The organism is Pseudomonas sp. LBUM1673, from assembly GCF_059695645.1.
Genome location: NZ_CP166780.1, coordinates 1,491,536 through 1,512,282 on the forward strand (window position 1 = coordinate 1,491,536; position 20,747 = coordinate 1,512,282).

At 56.9% G+C, this 20,747-nt stretch carries 25 protein-coding genes and 1 tRNA gene; 23 read left to right on the forward strand and 3 right to left on the reverse strand.

Translation table 11 applies throughout. The features are described from left to right. Positions 1 to 50: 50 nt before the first annotated feature. From ACA044_RS06760 to ACA044_RS06855, 20 genes are all read left to right on the forward strand, one after another. Positions 51 to 1,370 (forward strand): phage major capsid protein, encoded by a 1,320-nt coding sequence (locus tag ACA044_RS06760; protein WP_497445677.1) that lies wholly within the window; start codon positions 51 to 53, stop codon positions 1,368 to 1,370. A gap of 48 nt (positions 1,371 to 1,418) precedes the next feature. Further along, positions 1,419 to 1,706, forward strand: a complete 288-nt coding sequence (locus ACA044_RS06765) for a hypothetical protein (RefSeq protein ID WP_497445678.1) — start codon at positions 1,419 to 1,421, stop codon at positions 1,704 to 1,706. Between the two features lie 3 nt (positions 1,707 to 1,709). Continuing rightward, the gene (locus tag ACA044_RS06770; RefSeq protein WP_497445679.1) at positions 1,710 to 2,261 is read left to right on the forward strand and encodes a hypothetical protein; all 552 of its coding nucleotides are present in this window, start codon (positions 1,710 to 1,712) and stop codon (positions 2,259 to 2,261) included. A 2-nt stretch (positions 2,262 to 2,263) separates the two neighbouring features. Next, a complete protein-coding gene (locus ACA044_RS06775; RefSeq protein ID WP_497445680.1) occupies positions 2,264 to 2,626 on the forward strand; it encodes a phage head closure protein in 363 nt (120 codons plus the stop codon). After that, positions 2,619 to 3,140: a hypothetical protein gene (locus ACA044_RS06780; RefSeq protein WP_258696444.1), complete on the forward strand. Its 522-nt coding sequence runs from the start codon at positions 2,619 to 2,621 to the stop codon at positions 3,138 to 3,140. The genes ACA044_RS06775 and ACA044_RS06780 overlap by 8 nt, the downstream gene beginning before the upstream one ends. Before the next feature lie 53 nt (positions 3,141 to 3,193). Beyond that, positions 3,194 to 3,589: a hypothetical protein gene (locus tag ACA044_RS06785; RefSeq protein WP_497445681.1), complete on the forward strand. Its 396-nt coding sequence runs from the start codon at positions 3,194 to 3,196 to the stop codon at positions 3,587 to 3,589. 59 nt (positions 3,590 to 3,648) lie between these two features. Next, a complete protein-coding gene (locus ACA044_RS06790; RefSeq protein ID WP_497445682.1) occupies positions 3,649 to 4,239 on the forward strand; it encodes a phage tail terminator protein in 591 nt (196 codons plus the stop codon). Then, on the forward strand, positions 4,236 to 4,442 hold the full coding sequence (locus ACA044_RS06795; protein ID WP_497445683.1) for a DUF2635 domain-containing protein: 207 nt from the start codon (positions 4,236 to 4,238) through the stop codon (positions 4,440 to 4,442). The genes ACA044_RS06790 and ACA044_RS06795 overlap by 4 nt, the downstream gene beginning before the upstream one ends. Further along, positions 4,442 to 5,938: a phage tail sheath subtilisin-like domain-containing protein gene (locus ACA044_RS06800; protein WP_497445684.1), complete on the forward strand. Its 1,497-nt coding sequence runs from the start codon at positions 4,442 to 4,444 to the stop codon at positions 5,936 to 5,938. The genes ACA044_RS06795 and ACA044_RS06800 overlap by 1 nt, the downstream gene beginning before the upstream one ends. A 60-nt stretch (positions 5,939 to 5,998) precedes the next feature. Further along, positions 5,999 to 6,346: a phage tail tube protein gene (locus ACA044_RS06805; protein WP_258696439.1), complete on the forward strand. Its 348-nt coding sequence runs from the start codon at positions 5,999 to 6,001 to the stop codon at positions 6,344 to 6,346. Further along, positions 6,343 to 6,639, forward strand: a complete 297-nt coding sequence (locus ACA044_RS06810) for a phage tail assembly protein (RefSeq protein WP_497445685.1) — start codon at positions 6,343 to 6,345, stop codon at positions 6,637 to 6,639. The genes ACA044_RS06805 and ACA044_RS06810 overlap by 4 nt, the downstream gene beginning before the upstream one ends. Positions 6,640 to 6,769: 130 nt before the next feature. Next, positions 6,770 to 8,824, forward strand: a complete 2,055-nt coding sequence (locus ACA044_RS06815; protein ID WP_339521837.1) for a phage tail tape measure protein — start codon at positions 6,770 to 6,772, stop codon at positions 8,822 to 8,824. A 4-nt stretch (positions 8,825 to 8,828) separates the two neighbouring features. Then, positions 8,829 to 10,118, forward strand: coding sequence for a DNA circularization protein (locus ACA044_RS06820; RefSeq protein WP_497445686.1), 1,290 nt, complete (start codon positions 8,829 to 8,831; stop codon positions 10,116 to 10,118). Positions 10,119 to 10,121: 3 nt separating this feature from the next. Then, positions 10,122 to 11,237, forward strand: a complete 1,116-nt coding sequence (locus ACA044_RS06825; RefSeq protein WP_497445687.1) for a phage baseplate assembly protein — start codon at positions 10,122 to 10,124, stop codon at positions 11,235 to 11,237. Then, complete coding sequence (locus ACA044_RS06830; protein WP_497445688.1) at positions 11,234 to 11,740, forward strand: phage baseplate assembly protein V; 507 nt, start codon at positions 11,234 to 11,236, stop codon at positions 11,738 to 11,740. Before ACA044_RS06825 ends, ACA044_RS06830 begins: the two co-directional genes overlap by 4 nt. Further along, positions 11,740 to 12,138, forward strand: a complete 399-nt coding sequence (locus tag ACA044_RS06835; RefSeq protein ID WP_497445689.1) for a phage GP46 family protein — start codon at positions 11,740 to 11,742, stop codon at positions 12,136 to 12,138. The genes ACA044_RS06830 and ACA044_RS06835 overlap by 1 nt, the downstream gene beginning before the upstream one ends. Then, positions 12,128 to 13,165 (forward strand): baseplate J/gp47 family protein, encoded by a 1,038-nt coding sequence (locus ACA044_RS06840; RefSeq protein ID WP_497445690.1) that lies wholly within the window; start codon positions 12,128 to 12,130, stop codon positions 13,163 to 13,165. Before ACA044_RS06835 ends, ACA044_RS06840 begins: the two co-directional genes overlap by 11 nt. After that, positions 13,156 to 13,755, forward strand: a complete 600-nt coding sequence (locus ACA044_RS06845; RefSeq protein WP_497445691.1) for a YmfQ family protein — start codon at positions 13,156 to 13,158, stop codon at positions 13,753 to 13,755. Before ACA044_RS06840 ends, ACA044_RS06845 begins: the two co-directional genes overlap by 10 nt. 11 nt (positions 13,756 to 13,766) lie before the next feature. Next, the gene (locus ACA044_RS06850; RefSeq protein WP_497445692.1) at positions 13,767 to 14,978 is read left to right on the forward strand and encodes an RNA-binding protein; all 1,212 of its coding nucleotides are present in this window, start codon (positions 13,767 to 13,769) and stop codon (positions 14,976 to 14,978) included. Then, positions 14,978 to 15,382: a tail fiber assembly protein gene (locus ACA044_RS06855; protein ID WP_497445693.1), complete on the forward strand. Its 405-nt coding sequence runs from the start codon at positions 14,978 to 14,980 to the stop codon at positions 15,380 to 15,382. Before ACA044_RS06850 ends, ACA044_RS06855 begins: the two co-directional genes overlap by 1 nt. 66 nt (positions 15,383 to 15,448) lie before the next feature. Here the strand turns inward: ACA044_RS06855 and ACA044_RS06860 are convergent, their stop codons facing one another. Next, positions 15,449 to 17,410 (reverse strand): acyltransferase family protein, encoded by a 1,962-nt coding sequence (locus ACA044_RS06860; protein ID WP_497445694.1) that lies wholly within the window; start codon positions 17,408 to 17,410, stop codon positions 15,449 to 15,451. 132 nt (positions 17,411 to 17,542) lie between these two features. Here ACA044_RS06860 and ACA044_RS06865 point away from each other — a divergent pair, with 132 nt between their 5' ends. From ACA044_RS06865 to ACA044_RS06875, 3 genes are all read left to right on the forward strand, one after another. Continuing rightward, the gene (locus tag ACA044_RS06865) at positions 17,543 to 17,968 is read left to right on the forward strand and encodes a cell wall hydrolase (protein WP_497447178.1); all 426 of its coding nucleotides are present in this window, start codon (positions 17,543 to 17,545) and stop codon (positions 17,966 to 17,968) included. Then, a complete protein-coding gene (locus ACA044_RS06870) occupies positions 17,965 to 18,486 on the forward strand; it encodes a lysis system i-spanin subunit Rz (RefSeq protein ID WP_497445695.1) in 522 nt (173 codons plus the stop codon). The genes ACA044_RS06865 and ACA044_RS06870 overlap by 4 nt, the downstream gene beginning before the upstream one ends. Before the next feature lie 149 nt (positions 18,487 to 18,635). Beyond that, a complete protein-coding gene (locus tag ACA044_RS06875) occupies positions 18,636 to 19,430 on the forward strand; it encodes a DNA adenine methylase (protein WP_497445696.1) in 795 nt (264 codons plus the stop codon). A 141-nt stretch (positions 19,431 to 19,571) separates the two neighbouring features. Here ACA044_RS06875 and ACA044_RS06880 read toward each other — a convergent pair. Further along, a tRNA-Gly gene (locus ACA044_RS06880) sits at positions 19,572 to 19,645 on the reverse strand. A gap of 183 nt (positions 19,646 to 19,828) precedes the next feature. Continuing rightward, entirely contained in the window at positions 19,829 to 20,713 is an 885-nt protein-coding gene (locus tag ACA044_RS06885; protein WP_497445697.1) for an alpha/beta fold hydrolase, read from the reverse strand. Positions 20,714 to 20,747 lie beyond the last annotated feature (34 nt).

A 20,747-nucleotide genomic window follows, 5' to 3' on the forward strand; every position in this document is an offset into this window, starting at 1 on the left:
GCAGTCACCGAAGCCCGCCCAGTGCGGGTTTTTAATGCCCAGGAGGCACCATGTCCCTTGTACTTCAAATGCGTAGCGAACGCGCCAAACTCAATGATTCGCTTCAGGCTCTGGCCAAGCTTGAGTCCAGTGGTGAAACCCTGTCGGCGGAGCAGCTGGCTCAATTCACCAGTTTGGAGGCTGAATTCAATGCGCTGACTGACAAGATCAGTCGAGCGGAACAGGCCGAGCGAATGGCAGCCGCCAATGCGGTACCGGTAAGTGAATCGGCGCAAGGCCGGACCAGCCCGCCACCAGGTTACATTTCCGGTTCGGGTCCAGCTGATGCACCAGGGGTGCGTATGGCTCAGATGGTCCGTTTGCTGGCCGCCGCCGGAGGCAATCAGCAGCAGGCCGCTCAAATGGCGCAACAAGGTGGTTTTTCCACTGAGGTTTCCATGGCGCTAAGCACCGTGACGCCGGGTGCCGGTGGTGTGTTAGTTCCTCAAAACTTCGCCACCGAGATTATCGAGGCTCTACGCCCGATGTCGGTTGTGCGCAAGATGGGTACCCGAAGTCTGCCGTTGAACAATGGCAACCTGACTATGCCACGTATCACTGGCAACACCGTCGTCACGTACATCGGTACCGAAACAGATATTCCGGTCACGGGTATGACGTTCGCGGACACGAAACTGTCTGCGAAAAAAGCCGCCGCGATTGTGCCTATCTCGAATGACCTGATCGCCAACGCAGGGATCAGCCCGCGAACCGATGATATCGTTGTCAGCGACCTGGCAGTGTCGATGGGGCTCTCGGAAGACCTGCACTTTATCCGGGCAGATGGCACGGGCTCGTTGCCCAAGGGCATGCGCTATTGGGCACAGGCGTTCAACGTATTACCGGCTCCCGACACCGCCGACATTACCCTGGAAAAAATCGACCTGTTCTGCGGCGGCATGATGCTTCGCATCGAAACGGCCAACGTGATGATGAAGGACTGCGGTTGGCTGATGCATCCGCGCGTGTTCCGCTGGTTGCAATCGCTGCGTGATGGCAACGGCAACAAGGCCTACCCGGAAATTGAACAGGGCGTGTTCAAAGGTTATCCGGTTGGTCTGAGCAATCAGATCCCGGTGAACCTTGGCGCGGGTGGCAACGAGACTGAATTCTACTTCGTCAACTTCGCAGACATGATGATCGGCGAAGACATGGACCTGACGATCTCGTTCAGTAGCGAGGCCGCGTATAAGGACTCTGAAGGCAACATGGTCAGCGCCTTCCAACGTGATCAGACGCTGGTCAAGGTGATCGCCAAGCACGACTTTGGTCCGCGCCACGTGGAGTGCATCGTGGTCGCGGTCGGCGTGAAGTGGGGCGCTGGCATGTAATCCCTTTGCCCCGCTTCGGCGGGGCTTTGCATATCTGAGGTTCAAGCGATGAGCGAAAAAGTTGTGGTGCGTTTTCTGAAAGCCTGGCGCGGTTACTCGGCTGATGAGTTGGCCGGGTTTGACGAGGCGGTTGCTGATGGCCTGAAGTCCAAGGGTTTCGCTGAGGCGTATGAGGGGGGCGGTGATCCGACGCCAAAGGCAAAGGCGCCCAAGAAAAAAGCCGGCAAAGCCGGCGATAAACTTCCCGCCACACCAACCAGCGGTGGCAACGATGGCGGCGACAACGACAACGACAACGAAAACGAAAACGAAAACGAAAACGAAGAGAAACCATAAGCCATGGCCCGTCGAATCGAGTACTTCGGCGAGCCCGTCCTGACGTTGGAGCAAGTGGCCTTCCAGTGCCGGCTTGAACCTGAAGACATGGAACCGGGGTTGATCGAGCAGATCATCATCCCTGGCGTCACCACTCAGTGCGAATCCAGGACAGGTGCCGGAATCCGCGGCGCGATCTACGAAGAACAATGGCCGGCGGGCTTTCCCTCTGGGCACGCGCTGGATGTCGGTCAGGCTACAGAGGTCGTATCGGTTGAGGTCCAGCAGCCTGATGGTTCATGGGTTGCGCATACGGGCTCGATAGAGCTGCGTCAGGAGCAGCGTGAAAGCTTCCTGTCTTTCCGCGCGGGCCGTCCTTCTGGCCCGCTTCGGATTCGCTACAAGGCCGCACTCGAGTTGGAACTGCACCCCGGCGTGCGCAATTGGCTGCTGATGGCGGCGGCAACTATCTACCGACATCCGGAAATGTTCCTGGTCGGTCAGACATTGGCCGAACTGCCGTCTGCGTTTCTTGATCACCTGGTGGCTGATATCACCGTTCCGCCGAGGTTCTGACCATGGCCATGCGCGAACCGAGTGCCGGTGAACTGGACAGACGCATCACGATCCGATTGCGGACAGATATCCCTGCGCCGGACCAAGGACTTGACTCAGTATTCACCGAGCAGAAAAACCGCTGGGCAAAGATCGAACCTGTCGGCACCGCTGTTTACGCGAACGGCGTCCAGACTGATGTGAAGATTACCCATCGGGTGACCTTCTATTACCTGAAGGGAATGAGCGACGCCCACGAAGTGTTGCATGGCTCCATCATCTACCGGGTGCGCAGGGTCGCTGACATGAATGGTACGCGGCGTTACACCCTTCTTGAAGTTGAAGAGCAGGGGCCAGAACGGCCCGGGGGAGGTATCTATGGCTAACTCGGCTTCGGTCGAAAGTTACCTGCACGTTGAAGGCTTCGAGGATTTTGAAAGAGACGCCTTCGATAAAAGGAAGATCCGCGCAGGTATGCGCAAGGCGGGTTTGTTGGTCACCCAGCATGCTCAAATGAACCTTGTGCTTGGCAAGGGCCAGGATGGATACCCGGTCAACCGAACCGGGGCAACGGTCGAGTCCATAAAGTTCAAGGTGTCCCGATCGGGATTCATGGTGAAAATCTCCCCGACGCTCACCCCTGAAATGGGGGAGTTCTACCCGGCCTACCTGCACTACGGTGTGAAGCAAGGTCGGCGTCCCGGAAAGCTTGCGCCCGGTAAAGGCAAGGGAAGAAAGAACCGCCGCGCAGCCGGAGCCCGGGCCAGGCTTGTTGCCGAGCGCGCAGCTGGTGAATGGCGTATCAAGCCTCGGGACAACTACATGGCGGATGCCCTTCAGGACTCATCGGCGCAGGTGCAATCCATCCTATTCTCCGCGTTCGCGGCTGCGTTGGGGTGACTGGCGAAACCGCTTTGGGATAGGCTTGCTGTTTTAAATACAGGGAGTTACCTATGAAAGCGTTGATCTCGCTTGTTCCTATCGCCATGTTGGCGTTGGTGATGAAGGCCCATGCAGCCGAAGCAGCTCGTGAGGCGCCGAGCAGTGCAATCGATCGTATTACGCTCATCTACCTGAACCACAAGATACATCCGAACGGGTCCGTCGAATGTGATTCGAAAGTCGTGGGGAGTCACTCCATGGTTGGCTGCTGGAACCTGACCCTTAATGGCAAGAGCTCGCCCCATATCTGGCTTTATGACGCGGGCAAGTTTAAGTCGGTGAACGGTAACGCCCGCCAGCTGGCCCAGGGAAAGTTCTCCAACGAATCTGATATTGCAGTTATGCCGCTCCCCTTGCCGGCTGACATCGATGTCGGCTCGATACTGGAAAGTTTTACTAAAGGCTGAATGTCCACTTCAAAAAAACCTCGCTGATGCGGGGTTTTTTTATACCTGAGATTTGATCAATGAAGTTGAGTCCGATAGTCGCTCACCTGAGATTGGCTTGCCCTTCGTTTGCCGGTCGTGTGGCGGGCGGGATCGACTGGGACGCTGTTGTTGAAAGCGCAAAGCTCCCTATGCCAGCGGCTTACGTAATCGCCTCAGCTGATGCGGCTACACCGAACAAGGCCCAAAACGCAGTCATTCAGGACATCACGGATCAGTTCACAGTGGTGATCGTTCTCGATGCTGGCGATGAACGCGGTCAGGAGGCAAATGATTTGCTGCATGACCTGCGCGCCGAACTCTGGCGGGCGCTGGTTGGCTGGAAGCCCGGCCCGGAATACGAGCCGCTCGAATACAACAATGGCGTATTAGTTCACATCAGCCGGAGCCGTGTGATCTATCAGTTCGCGTTCGTCTCCCAGTTCCGGCTTGGCCGAAATCGCCAAGGCGATCCCGCTGAAACCTGGCACGAACTCGAACTCGACGGCCTCACCGATTTCACTGGTGTGAAGTTCAACATGGACTGCATCGACCCCGCAGATCCCAACTTGAAACGCCCCGGCCCGGATGGGCGCATTGAAGTCCAATTTACTGGAGACGTAACACCATGACCAAGCGCATCACCGTGGTGCCGGCCGATGGCCGTGCTGTGCCCGATCCGGAGGCTGGCGACCTATTGCCCGCCGAGGGCCGGGAAGTTCCCGACACTGCCTGGTGGCGCCGTCGCCTTGCCGATGGTGACGTCACGATCAAAGGCACGAAAGCACAATCCACCAAAGCCGCAGGCGCGGCGAAGACCGAGGACGCTCAATAATGGCTATCGGATTCAGCAACATCCCCGCCGATATCCGTGTGCCGCTGTTCTATGCGGAAATGGATAACTCGGCGGCCAACAGCGCGTCGTCGGCCATGCGCCGGCTGATCGTCGCCCAGGTCAACGACAACGCCACCAGCGAAAGCATCGGCAAGCTGGTGCTGGTGTCCAGCGTAGCGCTGGCCAAAGACATTGGCGGCCAGGGATCGATGCTGGCGGCTATGTATGAGACCTGGCGAAAGACCGACCCCATTGGCGAAATCTGGTGCCTGCCGCTGATCAAGGACTCGGGCGCAGTTGCCAGCGCAACCATCACCCTGACTGGCACCGCCACCGAGGCGGGTCTGTTGAATGTGTATGTCGGCGGTGTGCGCGTTCAGTCAACGGTGGTAGCCGCGGCGACTGCGGCAGTTGCCGCTGGCGCGTTGGCGGTCAAAATCAATGCCTCCCCAGACTTGCCGGTCACGGCGGCGGCCGTGGATGGGATCGTCACGCTGACCTGTAAATGGGCGGGCGAAAGCGGTAATGACATCAGCATCGCCATGAATCGCTTGGGCAAGTCCAATGGCGAAATGACCCCGACCGGACTGGCAGTGGTTGCCACGGCAATGACCGCTGGTGTCGGTGCCCCGGACCAGTTGGACGCCATCGCGGCGCTGGGCGATGAGCCTTTCGAGTTCATGTGCGTGCCCTGGTCCGACGTCACCACGCTGAACGCCTGGAAAGATGCGATGGACGACAGCACAGGCCGCTGGAGCTGGGCCAAGCAATTGTTCGGTCACGTTTACAGCGCGAAGCGTGGCACGCTCGGTACATTGGTTGCGGCTGGTCAGGCCCGAAACGATCAGCACATGACCATTCAGGCCATGGAGCCCAGCGTGCCACAACCGTTCTGGGTGCAGGCAGCGGCGCTGGCCGCTCGCACCGCTGTGTTCATCTCGGCCGATGCCAGCCGTCCAACCCAAAGCGGCAGTCTTCCAGGGCTCGACCCGGCGCCGGCCAGCGACCGATTCACCCTGACGGAGCGTCAGTCGCTGCTGAACTACGGCATGGCCACCGCGTACTACGAAGGCGGCTACGTACGCATCCAGCGCTCAATCACCACCTACCAGAAGAATGCCTATGGTCAGGCTGATAACTCGTACCTGGATAGCGAAACCATGCACCAATCAGCGTACATCGTCCGGCGCATGCAGAGCGTAATCACCAGCAAATACGGACGCCACAAGCTGGCGAGCGACGGCACGAAGTTCGGCGCCGGTCAGCCGATCGTCACACCGAGCACGATCCGGGGCGAGCTGATCGCGCAGTATGCAAAGCTCGAAAATGAAGGCCACGTAGAAAATGCCGAGCTGTTCGCCGAACACTTGGTGGTCGAGCGCGACAGCAACGACCCGAGCCGGGTGAACGTATTGTTCCCGCCGGATTACATCAACGGCCTGCGTATCTTCGCGATGCTCAACCAGTTCCGCCTTCAGTACGACGCCGCGGCGTAACGCTGACCCCGAACACCCAGCCCGCCCTGCGCGGGCTTTTTCATTCTGGAGAGACAGACCATGGGTCAATTAATCGCGGGCACCGCTTACGTCAAAGTAGATGGAACGCAGTTAACAATTAAGGGTGGCGCAGAAGCACCGCTCATGACGGTAAAGCGGGAAACGGTTTATCCCGGTTTCTACAAGGAAGAAGAACTGGCGCCCTACCTGAAGATGACCACGCTCTTTGAAGCGGGCTTCCCGCTCAAAACCCTGGTCAACGGTCGAGATATGACTGTCACCTGTGAGTTCAAAAATGGTCGGGTGTACGTCCTGTCGGGCGCGTACCTGGTTGATGAGCCTTCTTTGAAAGGCGATGAAGGCGAAGTCGAACTGCAATTTGATGGCGTCAATGGGAGTTGGCAATGAGTGATTCAATGAAGTTGCAGGTCGCCATCGAGGCTCACGGCGAGCCCGTCACCGAGCTGACGATGCGCCGTCCGACGGTGCAGGAAGTCCGCGCCATTAAATCGCTGCCGTACAAGATCGACAAAAACGAAGAAGTCAGTCTGGATATGGATGTCGCGGCGAAGTACATCGCGGTTTGCGCGGGCATCCCGCCGTCGTCGGTCAACCAGCTGGATCTGGCCGACTTCAACGCATTGAGCTGGGCGGTGGCCAGTTTTTTCATGAGTGCGGCGTCGACACCATCAAGCAACTGATCGAGGTCGCTTATGACCTGGCGTGGTTCTGGAAGATCGACCCGGAACTGATGATGGCCCGGCCGCTGGATGTGCTCCTTGAATCACTGGAGCACGCTCAACGTATCAACCAATCCCAGCAGGTGCAGTGATGGCGGACAAGTTCCAGCTCAAGGCGTTGATCACCGGCGTCGACAAGCTGTCGCCGACGCTGAAGGGGGCGGCGAAGAACGTTGCGGGCTTCCGCAAGCAGATGAACAGTTCAGGCTTGGGAAAGATCGGATTTCAGGATGTCCTGCAGGGCGGTGCATTTGCGGCGCCGTTTATTGCTGGTGCCAAGGCGGCGATTGAGTTTGAGTCGTCGATGGCTGATGTGAAGAAGGTCGTCACGTTCGAAACCCCCGAGCAGTTCAAGCAGATGGGACAGGACGTCCTTGATATGTCGGAAAAGATGCCGATGGCAGCCAGTGGTATTGCTGCCATCGTGGCCGCAGGTGGCCAGGCTGGCTTCGCTCGCGGCGAACTCAAACAGTTCGCCGAGGACGCGGTGAAGATGGGCATCGCCTTTGACCAGACTGCCGAGCAATCAGGCGACATGATGGCGAAGTGGCGAACGTCCTTCAAAATGACCCAGCCCGAAGTGGTCGCGCTGGCTGACAAGATCAACTACCTGAGCAACGTCGGTCCATCCTCGGCAGCACAGATTTCTGACATCGTCACTCGCATTGGCCCGCTTGGCTCCATTGCCGGCTTGGCTTCGGGCCAGATTGCCGCCATGGGCGCGACGCTGGCTGGCGTCGGTGTGCCCAGCGAAGTCGCTGCTACCGGTATGAAGAACTTCATGCTGGCTCTTACCAAAGGTAAGGCAGCAACGAAAGAGCAGTCGCAAGCATTCAAGTCGCTACGTCTCGATACGAGCCAGGTCGCCAAGAGCATGCAGAAAGATGCTCAAGGAACGATCGAGGATGTACTTGAGCGCATCGCAAAGGTTGATCCGGCCAAGCAGGCTGGCCTGCTGACCCAACTTTTTGGTAGCGAGTCGGTTTCGGCGATTGCCCCGTTGCTGACGAACCTGGACCTGCTGAAAACCAGCTTCTCGGCGGTTGGCAAAGAGGGCAAGTTTGTTGGCTCGATGGAAGCCGAATACACGGCCCGGTCGAAGACCACGGCCAACGCATTGCAACTGATGAACAACAAAGTAACCCGGCTGGGTATCGATATCGGTAGCGCACTGTTGCCGCCGTTCAACGACGTCCTTACCCAGATTGGCCCGCTTGTTTCTCAGCTTTCCAAACTGGCAGCGGCGCATCCTGGAGTCATCAGGGGGGTACTCGGCGCCGGTATCGCCTTCGGTGTGCTGCGCGTTGCCGTAATGGGCGCAATCGTGGCTACCAAAATCCTGAGCGCCGTCATGGCGATGTCACCGGTTGGCCTGCTTGTCCGCGGGATAGCCCTGGCCGCCGGGATCCTGATTGCCAACTGGTCGGTCGTTGCGCCGTACTTCGAAAAACTGTGGGAGAAAATTCGCGAGCCGGTGCTGGCGACGTGGGGATGGTTCAAGTCTTTTGTGAGTTGGACACCGCTTGGGCGCATCGTTGAGAACTGGGGCCCGCTAACCGAATTCTTCGGCGCTGTGTGGGACCTGCTGATGGCGCTGTCGGTGCCGGTCATGGACTTCCTGAAGACCATGTTCGACTGGTCGCCGCTAGGTTTGATCATCAAGCACTGGGGGCCAATCACTGCATGGTTCCAAGAACTATGGGCGAAGCTGAAACCCATCATCGAGCCAATCATGAAATGGTTCGGCGGCGGGGAGGGCGGCGAAGGGATCATCCAGACGGCAACCAACAAGGTCAACGCGTTCACGGAAGCCCAGCAAAAACGAAATGCCGGCGTCGGTGGGGGAACAGGTGAGCTGTTGCAGGCCGATGCGACGAAGGCGGCACAGGCGCGGCAGGCGGGGAACAACCAAGCCTTTGGCATCAACAACAACCGGTTGTTGAGCGCCCCGGGTCAGTTGCCTCCATCAGGCAGTCTGCTCCAGCAGACCGCCGCAAACAATGCGCAAAAGCTGAATGGCGAAATCAACGTCAACATCAAAGGTGCGCCGGCGGGCACCACCGTGGATCAGCCGCAGTCCAGTCAGGCCGGGCTGAAAATAAAACCCAACGTCGGTACCCGCACCGTTGGCGTCATGAAGGGATAAGCACATGGCTGACAGAACATGGCGTGATGATTTGCTGCCGGCCTCGTTCCGGGGGATCAGCTTTTTGATTCCCCAGGCATCGGTACCGATCGGCATGAAGGGTCAGCTGCACGAATTCCCGCAGCGTGACGAACCGTTCTTCGAGCAATTGGGCAAGCAGTCTCAGGTGCACCGGCTGACGTGCTGGATCATTGGCGACGACTGTTTTGAGCGCCGCGACAAATTCCTTGAGGCCATTCAAACCCCGGGCTCGGGGGAGTTAGTCCACCCGTGGCTCGGACGCATGCAGGTCAAGTCCGGCGAAGCTGATATGACCCACGACTTCCAGCAAGGGGGCATGGTCAGCTTCTCGGTGACCTTCTATCCAGATACCCCGCTGAAGTTTCCGGCCGCCAAGGTTAACAGCCAGCAGCAGGTGGTGAAGGCGGCCGACAGCTTGCTGGAATCGGCACTGGCCAGGTACAAGGCGGCCATGGCGAAAGTTGATCAGGCCCGTCTGGGTTTGGCTCGACTGCGTAATACGCTGTCGAGCGTCTACGCGGTCATTCAGCAGCAGTTCGCGCCGTTCGTGGGCATCTTCACCAACCTCACGGGGTTTGTGCAGTCGCTCATGAATTCGCCCGATGCACTGTCGTCGCTGTTCTCCAGCTACTTCAGTGATTTCTCGGTTGGTGATTACTTGGGTTCTGACTCGAACTCAAGCTCGAGTTCAAGCACAAGCTCGACTTCAAGCTACCGCAACACAGTAGCCGTCGCCACTCAGCAATCGGAGGCGGTGACCAGCATCAACACCGTCGCGCAGATTGGTGGGGTGGATGCGATCGCGGCATCACAGGCCACGGCCGATCTGGTGCAGGACGCGCTGCTGGTTCAGGTGGCGCTGATCATCAGCGAAATGTCTATCGCCTCGCAGCCGGTGTCGACGAACTCGACTCCATCTGTCGAGCAACAGGCGATTCAGCCAGTGGTTCGTCCAGAGGTTCCGGTCGCCGACGATTTGTTGCAGCTGCGTGACAGCCTTGACGAAGCCATCTTCGAGGCATCGCTCAAGGCCGACTCAGCGCACTACGTGGTGCTCAACACCTTGCGCCAGGCAGTGGTGAAACACCTGACGGCGGTGGCGGCATCTGGCGTTCGGTTGGTCGATATCACCCCACCTGAAACTTTGTCGGCCTTGGTCATCGCTTACCGGCGCTTTGGCGATGCGACTCGAGCGGCGGAGGTCGTACAGCGCAACCGCATCCGGCATCCCGGGTTCATACCGGCGGTGCCGATCAAAATCGCCCAGAGGTAACCCATGATCGAAGACGAAAACACTGTCACGCTCACCGCTGACGGCTCGGATTACTCTGGCTGGAAATCGGTGGAAATCACCCCCGGTCTTGAGGATCAGGCGCGATCATTCAACTTGAGTATTACCTGGAAGTGGCCAGGTCAGAATGTTGGGCGACCTATACGTGAGGGTGCCAAATGCCAGATTCGCATTGGGGGGGATCTGGTGTTGACCGGCTGGGTGTATGCCTCGCCAATTGACTACGACGACAAGCAAATCAACATGTCGATCAGTGGTCGATCGGTCGCGTCAGACCTGGTGGACTGCGCTGCTATTAACCAGCCGGGGCAGTGGAACAACCAGAGTGTGCTGTCCATCGTGACGGCGCTGGCCACACCCTACGGGATCAAGGTCCGCAGCGAAATTCCCGAAGGCGCCAAGCTGTCGGATCACACGATTGAACCCGGCGAAACTGTGTTCGAATCCATCGACCGGCTCTTGACGCTTTTTCGCGTGTTCTCCACGGACGATGCCTCCGGCATGGTCGTGCTGGCTCGGCCGGGCAGTGAAGGGTGGGCCTTCGATCCCCTGGAGGTGGGAAAGAACATTCTCACCGGTGGAGCACCGCTGGACTTTTCGGGTGTGTTCTCCGAATACCGCGTACTCGGCCAGAAGAGTGGCAGCGACGAGGCATTCGGCGAAGACGCCGCAGAGGTTTCGGCAACGGTCACTGACGAACGTGTCACGCGCAAGCGGGTGAAGATCATCCAGCAATCGGGGCAGGTGACCCAGGAACTGGCGCAGGCCAGGGCTAACTGGGAAAGCATCACCCGGATGGGCAAAGCACTCACCACCACTTACACCGTACAGGGCTGGCGGCAATCCAATGGCGCGCTTTGGAAGCACAACACCTTGGTGCGGGTCATTGACCCGATTATTGGGTTTGACCGCTGGATGCTCATTTCGCGAGTGACTTACGCCCTCACCGAGGGCGGCATGATCACCAAAATGGAAGTCGCACCCCCTGACAGCTTCGAGCCAGAACCGAACGACCCGCTCAAAAACCGCAAGCTGAAGAAAGGCGGTAAGGGCGACAACTTCGAGTACCTCATCCCCGCAGACTACGAGCCCAAACAATGAGCCTGAAAAGCATGATGGCCCGCGGCACCGTGGTGCTGGCTGCCGCCGGAAAAATGATGCAGACGTTGCAGGTGCGCCTGACTGCCGATGAGCTGAAAGACGATGCTGAACATTTCGAGCCCTACGGTTTCACCAGTAACCCGCTGGCGGGCGCCGAGGTGCTGACGGCGTTCCTCGGCGGTGATCGCTCCCATGCCGTGGTGCTGGTGGCCGCTGATCGCCGGTACCGGATCAAGGCCTTGGCACCTGGTGAGGTGGTCATCTACACCGACGAGGGCGACAAGGTCCACTTCAAGCGCGGCAAGATCATCGACATCGAAACCGGGACGCTGAACATCAAGGCCACCACCGCAGTGAACATCGATACGCCGGTGATCAATCAGACCGGCCGCATCGTTTCGGATGGTGATCAGGTGGCGGGCGGCATCAGCCAGATCGAGCACGTTCACAGCAGCGTGCAATCCGGCACTGGCCAGAGCGGCGCGCCGGTATCGGGGGTCTGATGATTATATCCAGCACAGTCGAAGCTGCATTGACCCGGGCGGTAATCATCAGCCTGTACACATGGCGGCGTGCAGCCACAGACGACCCCGTCGACGATGAAGAACGGTATGGCTGGTGGGGCGATAGCTACCCGGCCATTGCCGACGACCGTATCGGTTCGCGGTTGTGGTTGTTGCGCAGAGTCAAGCTCACTGACGCCACTCAGCGTGACGCTGAGTTCTATGCCAACGAGGCGCTGCGCTGGCTGCTCGATGATGGGCATGTCATCGGTATCGAGATCTCCAGTGAAAGGGCTGACATCAACCGTCTGAATCTCGGTGTGATCCTGACGATAACCGCCGGCGCCCGCCTTGAAATCAAACCCACTTCTTCCTGGCAGGTGATCTATGCCGTTTGAAACACCTTCACTGTCTGTTTTGGTCAGTCGCACCCAAAGCGACCTGGCCAGCGACTCCCTACGCCGTTCGGATGCACAGGTTTTGGCGCGGACGTTGGGCGGCGCCGCCTATGGCCTTTACGGTTACCTCGGCTGGATTGCCGAACAGATACTGCCCGACAGTGCCGATGAAGAAACCCTGGAGCGGATCGCGCTGTTGCGCCTGAATCAGCCGAGAAATTCGGCTCAACCCTCGAAGGGCTCGATCAACTTTACGGCAGCCGAGGGTGCCGTCCTTGACGCTGATGTCGTTTTGCAGGCCAGTGACGGTCGGACCTACAAGGTCGCGACCGGCGTCACGACAGTGGCCGGCGTTAATACCACAACGATCGAGGCGGTAGATGCCGGAACACTCGGGAACGCGGACGCCGGCCTTGCCTTGACGCTGGTCCAGCCCGTGTCCGGTATCACCAACGCGTTCACCGTATTGGCGCCGGGTTTGACCGGTGGTATCGCAAAGGAAAGCATCGAGTCTTTGCGCGCCAGGGTGGTTCGGTCCTATCGCGTCATTCCGCATGGGGGTTCCGCGGATGATTACGAAACCTGGGCGCTTGAGGTTGCTGGGGTGACTCGCGCCTGGTGCGTAGGCAATTACATGGGGTCTGGAACCGTTGGCTTATTCGTTATGCGCGACGACGATGCGGACCCTGTCCCGAACGCGACACAGCTTGCAGAGGTGAAAACCTACATTGAGCCGCTACGCCCGGTGACGGCTGAGCTGTATGTGCTGGCGCCGGTGGAGGTGCCTGTGTCGTACAGCATTCACCTGGTGCCTGATACCAGCGCTGTGCGCGCAGCCATCCAGGCGCAGCTGGTCGACCTTCATGATCGAGAGGCCGGACTGGGCGACACCTTACTGTTGACCCATATCCGAGAGGCGATCAGCGGTGCCGTCGGGGAGACCGATCACGACCTTACATCGCCGAGCGATGATGTCACCGCTGCTACAAATCAGATCCTGACCTTTGGGGGTATCACATGGCTGTAGCGCGAACGGTCGATCAGTACCGGCAGCAGCTGCGAGGGCTTCTGCCGCCGGGACCGGCCTGGGACCCCGAACTGGTGCCTGAAATAGATCTGGTGCTGTCTGGCGTGTCGGTGGAGTTCTCCCGACTCGATGCCCGTGCCGTGGACCTGCTGAACGAGATGGACCCGTCCGGTGTCAGCGAGCTGGTGCCGGATTGGGAGGTAGTCATGGGCCTGCCGGACACCTGTCTTGGTTTAAACCCTGCTTTTGAAGACAGGCGCTTGGCAGTACGCCGACGCCTGGTCGAGGTAGGAGGGCAGAGCCGGGCCTACTTCATTGAGATAGCTGTCAGTCAGGGCTACCCGAACGCCACCATCACCGAACACCGCGCGCCCCGTATGGGGCGTTCTCGTTTTGGGACGGCGCGCTTCGGCACCTGGTACGCGCAGTTCATGTGGACGCTCAACACTGGGAGCCGGTTGCGGCAGGGCCGCCGGTTCGGCGTCAGCTACTGGGGCGAGCGTTTCGGCACGAACCCGGGCGATCCGCTCGAATGCTTAATCCGCCGGCCAGCGCCGGCGCACACCGTCGTGCACATCAATTATGAGTGAGGGGTAGAAACGTGGATTATCCGATTAGCGTACCGAGCATTGGGCTAGTAGGCGGAAAGTTTGTTGATGAAGATCCACTCAGCGGGACGCCCGGTTCGTTAATTCCGTCGGCGTGGGGTAACGCTATCACCGATGAAGTGCTGAACGCGATCACCGGGGCCGGGCTGGTTCCGGACGAATCGAACAACACTCAGCTTTTGATGGCGATCCGGCTCATCAATAAACAAGCGGTATTACTCGCAGATACAGGGGTAGTGAATGCTTACGCGGCTGCAAACTCGCCAGCACTGACCGCGCTGCCCGCAAAAGGCTATGTACAGCGCGTCGTAATCGCCCAGGCGAATACCGGCCCAGCGACTTATGCCCCTGATGGGCTGGCGCCGAAGCCGATTTACGGGCTCGGTCTGCAACCTCTACAAGGTGGAGAGTTGGCGGCCGGTGTCGCTGTGTTGATGTACCTAGTACAGGCTGACGTGAATGGTGGCAATGGCGCGTGGGTGATTATCGAATCGTTGGGCGGGGCGACCCAAGTCGCCCCAGCTACACAGAGCCGGCACGCCATGCAGCTTGGGCAGGCAATAGGGAGAATTATCAGCCTCAAAGTGTTTCCTTCAAATGATAACTACCTACCGTCTCCCGGTATGCGTGAATGCATTGTCATTGCGAGGGGTGGCGGAGCCAGTTCTGGGGGATCTGCCGCTACTACTGCTAATCAATATTCGGTAAGCGGCGGGGGCGGGCAAGGTGCGACAGCCGTAGGCAAATTCACTGCCGCTGAGATAGGCAGTGGAAAGGTGGTAACGATTGGACTCGGTGGCACGACTTTGCCTGGCGGGAATGTAGGGGTATCTGGCGGTACAACTTCTGTTGGTTCTCTTATATCCGCTTCCGGAGGGTTTGGATCAAATGGGAAGATAAATACAACAGCTACGACTTTCAGCAACAACGGTGGTGATGGTGGCTCCACTACAATTGGCGGAAATATCTATTCGAGCAAAGGATCGCCAGGTTCGCCGGGATTGGTGTTGATCGGGTCAGATCTCTCCGGCGGTAACGGCGGCGGTGAGGGCGGTGGTCTTGGTGGCAACGCCAGTACAACAAGTGGAAATCCTGGTATGGCACCCGGAGCTGGCGGGGGGGGTATCAGTTCTACGCCTTCTCAGGCAGCCAAGCAAGGTGGGCCGGGTGCAAACGGAATTGCATTTATCGTGGAGCTAAGCTGATGAAGTATGCGCGAATTGAAAATAGTCAGGTGGCAGAGCTCATTGAGACAAGTGGTGACATCACAGAAATGTTTCCCTCTGAATTGATCTGGGTCGACGTCAGCGATCTGGTGGGTGTCGCCGGAGGGTGGGTGGCGGTGCAGGAAGAGGGGCAATGGCTACTTTCCCCGCCGCCACAGGTCATACCCAGTGAAGCTGAGATCCGGGCGACCAATACAGCTTTCCGTGACCAATTGTTGACTAAAGCCGCATTGCGGATAAATCCTTTACAGGATGCCGTCGATTTGGATAGGGCCACTGACTTTGAAATAGGCTCACTCAAACAATGGAAGGGTTATCGGGTTGATGTGAATCGTGTTGATGTCACACTGCAAGAGCCAGCCTGGCCAGAAGAACCGGCGTAGCTGCGTAGACACCTGTCGCATACGAGCCAAACAAAACGCCGGAATTCTCCGGCGTTTTCGTGAAAATCAAAAAGAGTCGATCATTTTTTTTAATTCGACACCAATTTTATCACTCGTATGCTCACTTATGTGTGAAAGATCCCTAAAAGTTAGAAACCCATCTTGGTGTAGAACACAATTTTGAGTTGGGCAAACAATGTCAACTGGATCCAAGACCTTAATCTGTGGGTATTTTTTCTGCATGTCAGAAATAAGTGACCGTGAATACTGCTGTCTTTCAAGTACCAGTTTTTTGCTGAAGCTGCAAAAGGTGCTTGAGTCCAAATCGCGCAAACATTTTCTCGGGTTTATCATTAGTTCTGGCGTGTCGATTACAATTACTACGTTTTTGTTTGCGTCTACTAGTTTTTTTAGTGTTGTCTCGAAACCGATTCGAAAAAGCTTTTTATTTTCACCCTCTGAACCGTCTCTGCTTAAATGTAATCCGCCCACCCTTATGCGGTGCTCTTCAAGGATGAAGCGGCCATGAATCGGCCCTTCCCAGTTTGCTGCGTATACCACGGTATTTATATCGCTGCTACTTAGGATTCTTTCCATTAGTAATTCGTACGATTTGTAACCTTCAAGCCATGGGTGTGTAGTTGTCCTATCAAACCTAAGTCGAATTCCGTCTAGAGGAGGCCCATTTCCGGCGGATATGATCCCTTTGGTATTTTGGTAAGCGTGGATTAAACCAGGATAAAGCTGGTTTGCATGACTGTCGCCAAACAAGAATATCTCTGGGTTGTCACGATTCGCAACACAGAACAATAAAAAATCCAACTGCTTGCTAGTAAAGTTATTTGTGCACGTTTCGTTTTGTTTGAAGTCCCATTTTCCGAACTGCGGCGCGTATGCTCTGTAGTCAACTTGTCCGGATCGCCATGCATAACCATCCATTTTAAAGGTCGCGTATCCGCCAACCCCTACGAATACCATCGCAGCAATCAACCCAATAGTCCTTGCTGCCCCTCCGCCAAACCTCAATGCCCGCTCACCAAATCGCCAAGTGAGCCACGCTAAAGCAATAGATAGCGCAACGGCCGTTATGCGCATCCACAGCGGAGGTGGGCCAACTTCAACGATTCGGCAAAAAGAAAGTAATACCCAATGCCAAAGGTACAGGGGGTAACTTATAAATCCAAACCACATCAGGGTGGGAGTCGAGAGGATATTGCAGTTGACGCTAGATCGTGACCCTGCGGCAATGACGGCCATGGTTCCTGCGACAGGAAGTAATGTCCACCATCCCGGAAAAATTGTCTGCTCAGTGATAAGTATAAAACCCAGAGCGATCAAAATAATTCCGATGACCCCGAAAGCGTTGTGAGCTCTACCCGTTTTCCTGATAATACAAGCAAGCATTGCTCCTGACATCATTTCCCAAAATCGATACTGCGGTAAATAAAATGCAGCGTCACGATTTTCCTGTGAGATTCCTATCCAAAAAGAACCTAATGCCAATATGGCAATTACAAGAAGGATATTTATATTTCTTTTGAACGCGATCCAAATAATCAACGGGAATAATAAGTAAAACTGTTCTTCAACGCCGAGAGACCAGAGGTGCAGTAGTGGTTTTGTCTGCGCGGCAGTGTCAAAATAGCCGCTTTCTCCAAGGAGTATGATATTTGTGGCGAATCCAGCGGCGCTCGCGATATGTTTTCCTAAGAGAGCGTATTCGTCAGCGAGTAAATAGAACCAGCCAAGAAGGAAAGTTGTGATCAAGACTATAAGTAAAGCTGGAAAGATCCGTCTAATTCGGCGCGAGTAAAATTCAGTGAAGGTAAAAGTACCTGATTCTAAAGCATTGAAGATGATTCCTGATATCAAGAATCCTGAAATCACAAAAAAGATATCGACGCCTACAAATCCTCCAGGCAAGAGGCTGGGGAACGCGTGATAAATAACTACCGATAAGATCGCTAGTGCACGCAATCCATCAATATCAGGGCGATATTTTGGGTGCGCCATAGTAGGTTTAAGCACTGTTACTTCCTTGCGTTGTCAAGTTTATCCCGCAGGTTGTTCACCTAAACGCGATTTGTTATACGCCGACAGGCCGCGAATTCTATCAAACACCCGAAGTGATTCGGGTTTTTTTTATGACTGGAAAAAATGATGACAGTGACCGAAATAGATCGAGAAGTACTGGCGCGCACGCTCTGGGGCGAAGCGCGCGGTGAATCGCTGGCCGGCCAGATTGCGGTAGCCTGGACAATTCGAAATCGCGTGTTCGATGGCAAGACCAAGTCCTGGTGGGGGGAGGGCTATGCCGGTGTTTGCCAGAAAGCCTACCAATTCAGTTGCTGGAACAGAAACGACCCGAACTGTGCCTACCTGAGCGGCGCGAAGCAGATCCCGTTCCGCGAACTGGCCCAGGCGCGGATCGCTGCTGACCAGGTGATCGATGGCAAGGTTCCTGATCCTACTGGTGGCGCCACGCACTACTACGCAATCGCCATGAAGACACCACCGGCCTGGGCGGCCAAGGCGATGCAGACCCTCAAACTGGGCGGGCACGTTTTCTTCAAGGACGTGCCATGAACCCGGCTGCGTTGAAGCTGGCGCTGGTCGGTGTGGTGGCGCTGGTGCTGTTGACTGCCGGTGGCGTGTGGAAAGTGCAGGACTGGCGCTACGGCAAGCAGTTGGCCGAGCAGGACCGCCTGCACAGTGATGACCTCTCAGCCATCAGCAACGCCGCCGCCGCCCAGGTCCGCACCGATCAGGACAAGCGGCTGGCACTCGAGCTGCGCCTGTCGGGGAGCGATCAAACCCATTACAAGGAGCTGAGCAATGCTCAAACCAATCAGGCTCGCCTGCGCGATCGCCTTGCCACTTCTGATCTGCGGCTGTCAGTCCTTCTCGACGCCGCGGATTCAGCCGGTGGCTGTTCAGTGCCAGCCGGTACCGGCGCCGGCGGCGTGGTTCATGGAGGAGCGCGCGCCCGACTTGACCCAGCGCATGCTCAACGAATTGTCGCCATCACCAACGCCGGCGATCAAGGACTGATTGCGCTGAAGGCGTGTCAGGCGTACGCAAAGGAAATATCGGCAACAAAGTAAAGAGAGCGCCCAGCCTGGATGCGTCTACATCCGAGCTGGGCGCCGTTCCCGCAGATTATCCCTGCAAGTCCAGCCAAGGCTCTCGCTTCGTGCACAAAGCGCAGCGAGCCTAGCACCTGTTTATCCATACAGTAAAGGTCTTGCTATTAATGTCCACACCCATCATCCCTTGGATGGGCGGTAAACGCCGCCTGGCCGATCGCCTCATCCCGCTTTTTCCACCACACGAATGTTACGTCGAAGTCTTTGCCGGCGGTGCTGCGCTCTACTTCATGCGGCCCCAGGCGGCACCGGTTGAAGTCCTCAACGACATCAACGGCGACCTGGTCACGCTGTACCGCGTCGTGCAAAACCACCTCGAAGAGTTCGTGCGCCAATTCAAATGGGCGCTCAGTTCACGGCAGGTGTTCGAGTGGCAGAAAATGACCCGTCCCGAAACCCTCACTGACATCCAGCGCGCAGCCCGATTCTTTTACCTGCAGCACCATGCCTTCGCCGGCAAGGTCACGGGGCAAACGTTCGGGACCGCGACCACTGGTCCTGCCATCAACCTGCTGCGGATCGAGGAAAACCTCTCGGCCGCCTGGCAGCGCCTATCCGGTACTTACGTCGAAAACCTCCCCTGGCTTGAATGTGCTGAACGCTATGATCGTGCACACACGTTTCACTACATGGATCCGCCTTACTGGCAGACCGTGGGTTACGGAGTCGACTTTCCGTTCGAGAACTATGAACGGATGGCCGACTTCATGCGGCGCTGCAAGGGCAAGGTGATGGTCAGCATCAACGATCACCCGGACATCCGGCGTGTTTTCGAAGGCTTTCATTTTGAAATGGTGGAAATCCGTTACTGCAATACCAACCAGCGGCAAGGAAAGGCTGATGTGACTGGCGAACTGGTGATCATGAACTGGGAGCCCTCAGCATTGGGAGGGCTGTTCTAATATCAAGTCTGTTACGGAGTAGTGAGTTTCGCCGAAGTGCCAGGTGTCTGCTTCTTTTCGTTCTGCGTCTGAGAAAATCAGAAACAGACACCTTAACAGACACCTAATTGAAGCGGGGTAGGCTGGAGGCCTTGAAAACAGTGGAGCGGGTGAAGGGAATCGAACCCTCGTTATCAGCTTGGGAAGCTGGAGTAATGCCATTATACGACACCCGCTCAGAGCGGCTGACTTTGTACCAGATGTGCGCGAGGAAATGAAGTTTTTCTTTGCGCGCGATGGCTTTAGCACGGGTGAAACGAAAGCAGAGACCGCATTGCGGTCATTCGCGGGCAAGCCTCGCTCCTACAGAATTGCATCAGTGTAGTCGTAGGGCGGAGCTTGCTCGCGATAACTCTGTTTCAGATTGCCAACGCATGGTGGTCCTGGACGTAGTGGTAACGCGGTCGGCTTTCGAGTTGCGTCGGTTTCAGGAAGCCCAGCAGTGCGTTGCGGCTGTCTTGGCAAGCGGTTTTGTGTTCCATGTCGAGAAAGTGGCCGGTGGCCTGAAGGGTGCTGAAGGTGCTGTGTTGCACGTGGCCGGCGAACAGCTTGGCATCGGCGGCGGTGGTGTACTCGTCCCATTCGCCGTTCATGAACAGCACTGGCACGTTGATTTTATTCGCCGCGTTCAGGTAGCACTGGCGGTCGCTGTTGAGCACGTCGTTGATGTGAAAATGCATCTGCCCGTATTCATGTTCGGCCAATGTACTGACGTGACGGTAGTTGAAACGCTTGAACAGCGAGGGCAGGTGTTTGCCGATGGTGCTGTTCACCAAGTCACCGACCCGGTTACCGTCCCGGCTGCCGAGATAATCGACACCGCGCTCAAGGTAATCGAGCATGTGCTCGTTGACCACCGGCGAGAACGAGCTGATCACGGCCTTTTCGATGCGCCGTGGCCGATGGGCGAGGGCGACGAGCGTGGCGGCGCCACCAAAGGAAAACGACAGCACGTGTTCGGCGGCGAAGTGGTCGATCAGCTCCAGGAGGATCTGCCCTTCGATTTCCTTGGTCAGCATTTTCTCATGCAGGTTGTGGGCTTTTGACTTGCCCGCGTAGGGCTGGTCGTAGCACACCACATTGAACTGCGGGTAAAGGTTTTTCACGGTCTGAGCAAACGACGCAGTCGTGGACATCGAGCCGTTGACCAGAATAATGGTCTTCTCTGCGGCGTCTGCGCGATAGAACTCCGTGTAAACCCGATACTGACCCTGTATATCCAGCACAGCGATTTCTGGCCTCATGTCATAAGACTCCTGGCAAGCGGGTATGCGCGCA